The sequence below is a fragment of the Allobosea sp. P1_A7 genome, assembly GCF_056406775.1.
This window is the reverse complement of sequence record NZ_JBFTZN010000409.1, coordinates 1-3,602: the sequence shown is the minus strand read 5'-3', so window position 1 is coordinate 3,602 and position 3,602 is coordinate 1. Positions and strand designations below refer to the sequence as shown.

At 65.4% G+C, this 3,602-nt stretch carries 4 protein-coding genes; 1 reads left to right on the top strand and 3 read right to left on the bottom strand.

The window, feature by feature from the left end:
• The first annotated feature begins 319 nt into the window (after positions 1–319).
• Positions 320–1,060 (top strand): class I SAM-dependent methyltransferase, encoded by a 741-nt coding sequence (locus AC1D34_RS35235; protein ID WP_476826750.1) that lies wholly within the window; start codon positions 320–322, stop codon positions 1,058–1,060.
• Between the two features lie 168 nt (positions 1,061–1,228).
• Here the strand turns inward: AC1D34_RS35235 and AC1D34_RS35230 are convergent, their stop codons facing one another.
• The 3 genes from AC1D34_RS35230 to AC1D34_RS35220 form a co-directional block, all read right to left on the bottom strand.
• The gene (locus AC1D34_RS35230) at positions 1,229–1,729 is read right to left on the bottom strand and encodes a DsrE family protein (RefSeq protein WP_476826749.1); all 501 of its coding nucleotides are present in this window, start codon (positions 1,727–1,729) and stop codon (positions 1,229–1,231) included.
• A gap of 134 nt (positions 1,730–1,863) precedes the next feature.
• The gene (locus AC1D34_RS35225; RefSeq protein ID WP_476826748.1) at positions 1,864–2,520 is read right to left on the bottom strand and encodes a hypothetical protein; all 657 of its coding nucleotides are present in this window, start codon (positions 2,518–2,520) and stop codon (positions 1,864–1,866) included.
• Entirely contained in the window at positions 2,517–3,557 is a 1,041-nt protein-coding gene (locus AC1D34_RS35220; protein WP_476826747.1) for a TAXI family TRAP transporter solute-binding subunit, read from the bottom strand. Before AC1D34_RS35220 ends, AC1D34_RS35225 begins: the two co-directional genes overlap by 4 nt.
• Positions 3,558–3,602 lie beyond the last annotated feature (45 nt).

The following is a 3,602-nucleotide window of genomic DNA, read 5'->3' as shown; positions in this document are numbered from 1 at the left end:
ATGCGCTGCGGCGTTGACAGGAATCGTGCCGTTCCCGATAAATCCGGCATGGTCGAGACGGATACGCATATCGTTGCCCGCGCTGCCGGCATCCCAACAGGCGGGATGCGGGACAGCCGATCGCCGCGTTAACACACGCGTATCGCGCCCCTGCAGCCTCGCCGGAAACGGACGGGGCCTTTGTCACGCCTGTGCCTCGTCCCATCGGCTTGGATCATCGCATTCCCATCGATGATCCAAGCTTCTGTGATCGCATCGGCTTTGCCCCGAAAACCGCAATCCACTTTTCGGGCCGATGCCTTGGGATGGAGTGAAAGACTTGGCACAGAACATCTATGACAACCCCGAATTCTTCGCCGGCTACAGCCAGCTTCCCCGACAGGTTCATGGTCTGGCCGGCGCGCCGGAATGGCCGGCGATCCGCGCCATGCTGCCCGGCCTGACGGGCAAGCGCGTCGTCGATCTCGGCTGCGGCTTCGGCTGGTTTGCCCGGTGGGCGCGCGAGCACGGGGCCGGGTCCGKGCTCGGACTGGACGTCTCCGAGAAAATGATCGCCCGGGCGATCGCAGATACCAGCGACCCAGCGATAACGTACCGGATTGCCGATCTCGAGTTGCTGGACCTGCCCCCGGCTGCGTTCGACTTCGCCTTCAGCGCGCTCACCTTCCACTATATCGCGGATTTCGGGCGCCTGCTGCGCATGGTGCATCGCTCGCTTACGCCAAACTCGCAGTTCGTGTTCACGATCGAACACCCGATCTACATGGCAGCGACGCATCCGCGCTGGTGGACCGACGAGGACGGCCGCAAGACCTGGCCGGTGAACCGCTATGCGATCGAAGGTGAGCGCCGGACCAACTGGCTCACCGACGGCGTGCTCAAATATCACCGGACGTTAGCGACGACGCTCAACACCTTGATCGCAACGGGGTTCTCGATCCGCCAGGTCGAGGAATTTGCTCCCACAGCCGATCAGATCGCCGAGAACCCGGGCCTGGCGGAGGAATGCGAGCGGCCGATGATGCTGCTGATCTCCGCGGAGCGATCAGCGAGCGACTGATCGGCCGCGGCCATTCGCAGGACACTCTCGGCAACGGGGACGTTCCGTTGCCGAGAGGTTTGGTGGGGGAGCGCCTGGCACGACGCCGCGCGCTCTCCCCGCTAGCACGCAGTTGTAACGGGCATCGGCTGCGCCAAAAGCCGCAATCCACTTTTGGTCGCCGATGCTTCAGGGCCTGACATAGGTCCAGCCTTTCTCCTGCAATTCCATGACGCGCACGACGCCGGATTTGACCAGCGTCGCCTCGGGGATCAGGCCGATCTCCTTGTTTTCCGTCTTGCTCATGTTCTCCTGGGTGTTGCCGCAGGCCTTGAATGAGATCGACGGCGTGCTCGCCGTGATCGCCTTGATCCGTGCCTTCACCGGCGAGGTATCCTCACGCAGCATGTGCAGGCCGGGGCCGAAGGTGACGATCTCGATCTCCACCTTCTCGCCGAGGTCCTTGTAGTATTGCGCCACGTTCGTCGCGTTGTTGAGCGCGAGATTCATCGTCGCCGGCTCGTTGGTGTTGACCTGCAGGATGAGCTGGTGCGGCTTCTTTTCCGCCGCGGGTTTTGCGGTCTGCGCCGTCACCTGCTTCTTCGGCTGCGCCAGTGCCGGCGGCACGACGATCAGCAACGCTGCGAGGCCGGCCAGCGAGACCCTCATGGCCTTGGCATATCCAGTCATGGTCTTCATCTCCCGTGGTTTGCGACGACGTGGGCAATGGCTTGGGCGACGGCTCGGACGAGGACGACTTGAGCGCGGACGTTGGTCGCGGACGACTTGGGCAAGAAGGCCTGGGCAAGAAGGCTTGGCGAAGACTACGGGTTCCGCGGCCTGGCGATGGCGCCCGGCCAGTTGCAGGCTGAGGCGACCTTCTCCCTCACCCGCTTCAGCCCGCCGAGCGCAAAGGCGCCTTCATGGGCAGCGCCGACACGCGGAGCGAGACGAATGGCGAGGTCGCCCTCGTCCGGCAGCGCCAGCAGGAGCTGCGCGATATCGCCCTTGAAGGCGACGCCGGCGCCGAACGAGGGCTGCGCGGCCGCCGCTTGCACCGACTGGCCGTCGTTGACGCGGTAGGAGATGGAGTAGTCCGTGCCGCCCTTGGCGAGCGCCGGGCCTGTGACAACCAGCTCGGTGCGGCCGCCGCGGCAATGGATGGCGAGCTGGCTCAGCGCGCCGTCGGAACCGGCGCGGGCAGCCGCGGTGGCGGTGACGATCGGGCTATAGTTCACCGGCGAGGTGGTCTCGCTGAGGATCCAGTTGTCGCCGCCCGGCGCAGGTCGCTCCGCTGCCGGCTCCAGGCGCCGCGAGAGCTTGTCCAGGCATTCCAGCCGCTCGGCCGGCCCCATCAGGGAGCAGGAGCGCAGATGCGTCATCGGATCTTGCGCGGGAGCGGGCGTGGGACCGGGCATTCCTTGCGCCAGGGCGGCCCCGCTGGCGACCGCCATGGCGACGGAGAGCGCCAACGCCTTCATTGCAGCGCCCGCGGGGCGCGCGCCTGACGATCGAGCCATTGCTGCGCCGCCGAGAACCGCTCGAGCCCGGGCACGGTCGCGGCCAGGTTGATCGACTTCCATTTCGGGTCGAAGCCCGGCGCCTGGAGCTGGTCGATCCGGTTGAACAGCGTGTCGACGAAACGGGCGACGCGCTGATAGCGGTTGGTCTGGGGCTGCCAGTTGAAGGCGACGAGCGCAGTCGGCACCGAAATGGTCGGGACGCGCTCGCCAGCCTTGATCAGCCCGGGATACTCGCCCGCCTCCAGCACGGCCGGCAGATAATAATCCTCGAATTTGCTGTCATAGGGAACGGAGAGGAACTTGAATCCCGGCTCGAAACGGCCGCGCACGAAGGCATCGACCGGCTTGGAGGTGATGAAGACGACCGCCGCCATCTCGCCCTTGCGCATCTGTTCGAGCGCGATCGGGTGGGGGATGAAGGTCTTCTCGGCGTTGATGCCGAGGCGGCTGAAGATCAGCGGGCCGGAATAGGCGGCAGCCGTGCCCAGCGTGTTGAAATTCACCTTCTTGCCGGCGAGGTCCTGCAGGCTCTGGATCTCCGGCCGGACAAAGATGTGCAGCTCCGAGGGGAAGAGATTGAGCACATAGGTGATCTGCCGCCGGATCTGCGGCATCTGGTTCCTGTATTCGTCCAGCGCGTCGGAATTGATGATCGCGGTGTCGATCCCACGCAGATAGAGCAGCGAATTCAGGTTCTCGGTGGGCCCCCTGGTCACGATCGGCAGGACATGCAGGTTCGGCCCGTCATCGACGACGCGCGCCATTTCGGCGGCGAAACGCAGCGGTGCCCCCTCGATCAGGCCGCCGGCGAGACCGACGGTCCAGGCATTCATCCGCTCCTTTTCCGCCTCATAGGTCGGCGCGCGCCGCGGCGCAGCCCCGCGCACGGCCTCCAGCCGTGTCGTCTGCGCCTGCAGATCGCCTGGCGGGAGCGCCGGGACAAACAGGGTCAAGGCGGCGACAAGGCACAGGCATCGTCCTGGAAACAGCTTCATTCCCGAACTCCCCTTTGGCATCCCCATTCGGCCATTCGGCCGTCT